Source organism: Coleofasciculus sp. G3-WIS-01, from assembly GCF_040223135.1.
GTDB lineage: Bacteria > Cyanobacteriota > Cyanobacteriia > Cyanobacteriales > Coleofasciculaceae > Coleofasciculus.
In genome coordinates, this window is record NZ_JAVJZI010000279.1 from 1 (window position 1) to 7,039 (window position 7,039).

At 48.5% G+C, this 7,039-nt stretch carries 4 protein-coding genes; 3 read left to right on the forward strand and 1 reads right to left on the reverse strand.

The features are described from left to right. Nucleotides 1–581: 581 nt before the first annotated feature. Complete coding sequence (locus tag RIM23_RS29700; RefSeq protein WP_446371970.1) at nt 582–737, reverse strand: hypothetical protein; 156 nt, start codon at nt 735–737, stop codon at nt 582–584. A 677-nt stretch (nt 738–1,414) separates the two neighbouring features. On the opposite strand from RIM23_RS29700, the gene RIM23_RS29705 reads away from it, so the two are divergent. The 3 genes from RIM23_RS29705 to RIM23_RS29715 all read left to right on the forward strand — a co-directional run bounded on the left by RIM23_RS29705 (nt 1,415) and on the right by RIM23_RS29715 (nt 6,917). Continuing rightward, nucleotides 1,415–4,699, forward strand: a complete 3,285-nt coding sequence (locus RIM23_RS29705) for a CHAT domain-containing protein (RefSeq protein WP_446371972.1) — start codon at nt 1,415–1,417, stop codon at nt 4,697–4,699. A 4-nt stretch (nt 4,700–4,703) separates the two neighbouring features. Beyond that, nucleotides 4,704–5,090 (forward strand): hypothetical protein, encoded by a 387-nt coding sequence (locus RIM23_RS29710; RefSeq protein WP_446371974.1) that lies wholly within the window; start codon nt 4,704–4,706, stop codon nt 5,088–5,090. A 459-nt stretch (nt 5,091–5,549) separates the two neighbouring features. Continuing rightward, nucleotides 5,550–6,917: a hypothetical protein gene (locus tag RIM23_RS29715; protein WP_446371976.1), complete on the forward strand. Its 1,368-nt coding sequence runs from the start codon at nt 5,550–5,552 to the stop codon at nt 6,915–6,917. The last annotated feature ends 122 nt before the right edge of the window (nt 6,918–7,039 follow it).

Genomic DNA, 7,039 nt, shown 5'->3' on the forward strand with positions numbered 1-7,039 from the left:
GGGCGGGTTTCACTACTATCTTTTGGGTTGCATCCAGATGTGAATAAACCCGCCCCGACTCAGGTTCCATGAGGAGAATTACCATGACCACCGAATATCACGTCAACCTTATTCAAACAGGAAATACCCAAACCCTAACCATTCCCCCGCCAAGAACTCAAGTTCTTGGCTCAAAGCGCAAGTCGTCTAAAGACGACTCAAATTCTTATAAAACAACCCCAACAGTTAAACACGTCTGTCTGCATTGAAACAATTAACAGTGTTTATTTCATGTCCTAATTACCCTGGGGTTAAACACTCATGGATGTAAGTTTTGAGTGGGAGATGGGAAAATTGTGTAGGGGCGGGTTTTACTACTATCTTTTGGGTTGCATCCAGATGTGACTAAACCCGCCCCGACTCAGGTTTTATGAGGAGAATTACCATGACCACCGAATATCACGTCAACCTTATTCAAACAGGAAATACCCAAACCCTAACCATTCCCCCGCCAAGAACTCAAGTTCTTGGCTAAAAGCGCAAGTCGTCTAAAGACGACTCAAATTATTATAGAAACAACCCCAACAGTTAGACACGTCTGTCTACATCGAAACGCTTTTGCTATACCCTAGTGCGATCGCAGATTTTGTCGGGTGCGTTAATGAAATGTAACGCACCATGTATAGCTTGATTGAGTCTATGTCTGTCGTTCTGAGTCGGGGTTGAGTGCGATCGCAGATATTGTAGTAGCGTGGCACACCTAAAATGGTGGATTAGTCTTGTAGGGGCGCACGGTGTGCGCCCAATTTCACCGTCAAATCTATTCCACAATTTTAGCTGTGTCAGTCCGCCATCGTGCGTTAATGAAATGTAACGCACCATGTATAGCTTGATTGAGTCTATGTCTGTCGTTCTGAGTCGGGGTTGAGTCTCAAAGCATCCCTAGTCGAGGCTTAAAGCGTCCTTAGTCGAGGCTCAGAGTGTCCCCAGTCAAGGCTCAAAGCGTCATGGGCGAGGCTCAGAGCGTCCTTAATCGAGGCTTAAAGCGTCATGGGCGAGGCTAAGAGCATCCCTAGTCGAGGCTCAAAGCGTTCTTAGTCGAGGCTAAAAGCGTCCTTAGTCGAGGCTCAACAGAGCAATCTAACCATTCCCCCGCCAAGAAATCAAGTTCTTGGCTAAAAGCGCAAGTCGTCTAAAGACGACTCGGATTCTTATAGAAACAACCCCAAAAGTTAGACACGTCTGTCTGCATTGAAACAATTAACGGAGTTTAGTTGATGCCCTAATTACCCTGGCGACTGCTATATCCAGTCAGCTCTCTTCTGACTTGAGCTTTAGGTTCCTTGGGTTTAAACCCAAGGCGGTTGCTGTTAACCCCATCACTCCCTCTGTCTTTTGCTATACCATAGTTAGCATCTCCTGCCTCAATTGCCCCATGGATGAAGCACGCCAACAAGCCTATCTAACCCTGATTAATACCCTATTAACCTGTGCCAGTGGTGAGGAAGGGCAGACATTACAGGATAACGTCGAGTTAGTGGATGCCGGGTTGCTGGCAACCATGGCACAGGTAGCGGAAGCGTTAGCAGAGAGGGGCGATGAAAATGCCGCGAAGTTTTTAATCGGAATGGCGAATCAGTTAGGGGAGTTGTTGGGATTATCCGCCTCAACCGCTACTCCCGAAGCCCAACTCGACTTCCTGGTTGAAGTATTACAGGCAACCTCAGATAGCGACGGAAATCCCGAAGTTGTCTATCCCCTCCTCCAGGAAAACCTGCATCTATTGGATGATAACTTTGCCAGGGTATTGTGGAACTGGGGGATGGCAACTCTGACAGAAGTAGAAGCTGAACAAGGTCAAGTTCTTGGTGAATTCAGTAACCTTATTGTGGAGTTTCCTTTAGGGAGTCAGGCAAACAATCTGGAAATCGCGATTGCGGGCTATGAAATGGCACTGACTACCTTTACTTGTGATAATGACTCTGAAACTTGGGCAATCCTTCAAAATAATCTGGGAAATGCCTACCGTGATCGAATCCGGGGAAAAGGGGCAGAAAATATCGAACGTGCCATTGCCTCCTATCAAGCCGCCCTACAAGTTCGCACCCGTAAAGCGTTTCCTAGTGATTGGGCAATGACGCAAAATAATCTGGGAAATGCCTACTGGAAACGAATCAGAGGAGAAGCAGCAGAAAATATCGAACGTGCGATCGCATCTTATCAAGCTGCTTTGGAAGTTTACACCTATGAGGCTTTTCCCAACTATTGGGCGGATACGCAAAATAATCTGGGTGCTGCCTACTGTAAACGAATTAGAGGAGAAGCAGCAGAAAATATCGAACGTGCGATCGCATCTTATCAAGCCGCCCTGGAAGTTTACACCTATGAGGCGTTTCCCACAGATTGGGCAGAGATACAAAATAATCTGGGGAATGCCTACAAAGACCGAATCCGGGGAGATAAGGCAGAGAATATAGAAATAGCGATCACCTCTTATCAAGCTGCCCTAGAAGTCCGCACTCGTAAGGATTTTCCCCGTCAATGGGCAATGACGCAAAATAATTTGGGGATTGCCTACTCTGACAAAATAGGGGGAGAAGCAGCAGAGAATATAGAAATAGCAATCGCCTCTTATCAAGCCGCCCTAGAAGTCCGCACTCGTAAAGATTTTCCCAAAGATTGGGCAGAGACACAAAATAATCTGGGGAATACCTACAAAAACCGCATTCGGGGAGAGAGGGCAGAAAATATAGAAATAGCGATCGCATCCTATCAAGCCGCCCTTCAAGTCAGAACCCGTGACGCCTTTCCTAGCCAATGGGCAACCACGCAAAATAATCTGGGGAATGCCTACTCTGACAGAATCAGGGGAGAAAGGGCAGAGAATATCGAAAATGCGATCGCATCCTATCAAGCCGCCCTTCAAGTCTACACCCGTGAGGCTTTTCCCCAAAACCATGCTACAACCCAATTTAACCTGGGACTTGCCTACCGAGACGCCCAACAATTGGACAACGCCTATCATGCCTTTGCCGCAGCGATTGATACGGTTGAATTCCAGAGAGTAGAGATTAGTTTTGGCACAGCTAACGACACTGATAAACAGAAACTAGCGGAAGAATGGAATAAACTCTATCGCAATATGATCGAAGTCTGTCTAGAATTAGCAGACAATACCCAAGCCTGGGAATACATCGAACGCAGCAAAACCCGTAACCTGATTGACAACCTCACCAGCCGCAGCCTTTACCCTGACGGACAGATTTCTACCCAGAGACAAGAGGAATTACAACAGTTACAGGAAGCAATTTGGAGTGAACAGCGACGGTTAAATCAGCTACAGGCGGCTGGGGAACAAAAGTTATCGGAAAAATCGATAACTCCAGCAGAGATAGACTACAGCCATATCAACCAACTGCGCCAGCGTTACAACGAACTTTATCCCTATAAACCCCTCAAGTTTGACCAACTCTCCCCACTGATTGATAAAAATACGGCAATTATTGAATGGTATATTTTCGATGATTGCTTCCGTGCGGTGATTATTAATGACCTAACCCCCCAGCCCCCTTCCCTGCAAGGGAAGGGGGAGAATTCAGACAATCAAGAGAATTCAAAGCCTCTCTCCTCGCAGGAGAGAGGTTTGGAGAGAGGTTTCCCCTCCATCTGGACATCCACCCCCGCAGACTTAGCCAACCTGGAAACCTGGCGTGATGACTATCTCCAAGCCTACTACGCCCCCAGACGTGCCGAAACCGACAAGGAAACAGAACAACTCCAACAAGACTGGCAAACCTCACTCCCCTCACGCCTCAACCAGCTAGCCGAAATCCTCCATATAAAAGATATCCTCGCCCACATTCCCGAAACCTGCACCCAATTAATCCTGATTCCTCATCTCTATCTCCACCTATTCCCCCTCCACGCCTTAAACCTATTCCCCCGTTTCCCTGACGGTATCCGTTATCTCCCCAGTTGCCAACTCCTGCACCAACTCCAGCAACAACAACGCCCTGACTTCCAGCGCCTGTTTGCCATTCAAACCCCCACATCAGACTTATATGAAAAAGACATCGGCGCAGTATCTGCCATCACCAGACAATTTCCCCAGATTCATAGCCTCAAAAGAGACAACGCCAGCAAATCCGCCCTCCTCTCCTCTAGGGAAACCCTCGACGCCGCCAATAGTCGGCTATTCTTCTGTCACGGCTATTTTAATCCCGATTCTCCCCTCGATTCCGGCTTACAGTTAGCCGATGATACCCTCACCCTAGAAGACATCATCGCTGATTTCCGCCTCAGCAACTGTCGCCTCGTCACCCTTTCCGCCTGCGAAACTGGGTTAACCGACATCAGTAATATCAGCGATGAATATATCAGCCTACCCTACGGTTTCCTCCTAGCCGGGAGTACCAATGTTTTTAGTAGCCTGTGGGAAGTCAGCGCCTTTGCCACCGCCCTCCTCATCGTCAAATTCTACCAAGAATTCCAGCAGCAAGAGAACCTCGCCCTCGCCCTGAATACCGCCCAATGTTGGTTACGAGACACCAGCGTCAAAGGTTTTCAAGACTGGCTTCCCACTTCCCCCTTCAGTACCACCTGGCAGATAGAATTAAAGCAGGATTTCCAGAAACTAGAAACCGAACAAGGGGAAACAGCCCAACCCTTTAACAATCCCTATCATTGGGCTGCATTTTGTCTGATTGGCAAAGGAGTATAACATCATGTCTGTCTACGAAAACAGTATTATTAGCTTTATTAAAGTTATCGAAACGAACGCCAACTTACTCACCCCGCCAGACTGGGAGAACTTAAATCAACTCAGCAATCAACTTCCTAATGATGATATCGAGAATATCTCGGATCAACTGGAAAACTGGTTAAAAGCATCCGCCTCCCGCCAGGAATTCTTTCAGAGATACGAGGAACAACGAGAAGCCGTAACGGATGCAGAAGTCAGAGATTTTCAAGTAATCATTGGTGTTGGGGGAAGCAAATCTCCCACGCCAGCGAATCAACCCAGCCCAGCGGCGAAGGACATGATTATTAATAGTATTATCAGAAATTCACCCCCATCCACACCCCAGACCAACCCACCCAAGAATAAATGATTATTTCCGTTGACTATAGAACTGAAAAGCTATGTTTTTTCCCCCTCATCCCCTAACCCCTTCTCCCACCAGGGGAGAAGGGGAATTATCCAGTAGAGACGCGCCATGGCGCGTCTCTACATAGCGCCATGGCGCGTCTCTACATAGCGCCATGGCGCGTCTCTACATAAACGATGTGTCCTAACCGTCTTGGCAGTTGCTATAAATTACCTATAAATTACCTCTAAAATACCGCTTTTCTCTTGCTCCCCTCTCCCCAAATTCCCCCCTTTCAAAGGGGGGTTAGGGGGGATGGAGAGGGGCTTTCGGTGAGGGGCGATATCTCCAATTAAACCTGCTAAACAGGGTACGGCAGTGCCGTACCCCTACAGATATTCTGTATTATAGGCTCATGAAAATCTCGGCAATTTCCATCAACATAAGACCAATAACAAAGGACATAAGACCCATAACCAATAAATGAAAAACCTCAGCCTCACCCTCTACGCCTTCCACCTGCGTCAAACCCTCACCGACGCCCCCGATCGCGTGGCGGATGATGCGGCTAAGTTATGGGATAATCTGACTAATCTGGGACATTTCCCTGGACTGAATACCCTGAAATCCCACCTGATTTGCTACACCAACACCCAATACACCCCCCAAAACGAACCCGGAAAACAAAGATGGTGGCTTACCCACGCCCAAGATATCAATTTAGGCGCTATCGCCACCGCCGATGGCTTCAAAATCACCGCCAATCTGCAACCCTTTCGCCTCAATGACACCTACGCCATTGATCTCACCCTCACCCCCGACTCCCCACAACTTGACATCACCATCCCCCAACTGCAACACTTCCGCCCCCAATCCCTCCTCCCCCACCGCATCCAAGCCACCCTCGGACAAACCCTCTGGTTATACGCCGAAGTAGACGCCCAAACCGACTGCGCCAGCCTTGCTAAACAATGCGCTAACGCCCTCCTCGCCAATAGTCCCCTCAACTTCAGCCTCCAGCATCAAGACACATTCTTCGGGAGTCTTCTGTTCGACTACCTCGCCACGGAACCCAGCCAACCCGATAACCTCACCAGCCAATGTCACATCCTCATCTCGTTCAACACCAGCCAATCTCCCACTGTTGAACGCTTAGGAAAAGCCTACGATGAACTCCTCCAACTCCTTTGTTCCTATCACAAACTCCGCTACATCTATCACCAATCCCGCCAAAGCTACCCCGAAGCGCGACACCTCTACAGCGACTTAGAACAACAAATCCAAACCTTACCCAACCTCACCACCAACCCCCAAACCCGCCTCGACACCCTAAAAAATCTGCTCAACCAAATCCCCCAAACCGCCCTCGACTACGCCCGATGCTTGCGTGACTTACGCGCCCATCAGACGGCGATGGAAACCAATATTACCAACTTTGACACCAAAAAACGGAATCTTGCCCAAATTGGCAACATACCGCCATTCTGGGACGAATTCCTCAAAGATAGCCAACGCGATAAACAGCAAATCCAAACCGATATCAATTATCTGTCACCGGGACAAGAATTATTCGGACAAATGCTAGAAACCGTGCGGGGTATCGTAGACTTAGATCAGGCAGAACGCGATCGCACCCTAGACCAGAAGCTGCGAAACCTAGAACTGTGGATAGCCGTAGTTGGAACCGGATTAGCCGTAAGTGGGATATCCTCCCAAGTCGATTCCCAACCCATCCAAACCTTTATCCAGAATCAAACCAACGCCCAAACCCCTGTATGTCCGGGTGCGGGTGTAGTGAAATGTACCGCCTACAATGGTTTGAACGTCCTGATTCATCGCTTTACCTCGTGAGACCCTAACCTCAGCGAAGCAGGTTGGGGAGGGATAGAGGTCAAACCGTGCCACTCAATGTGGTGAGGTTTGACAATCCAACTGTTGATACCAGTCCGGTATTTCGCTGCAACAATTGGACT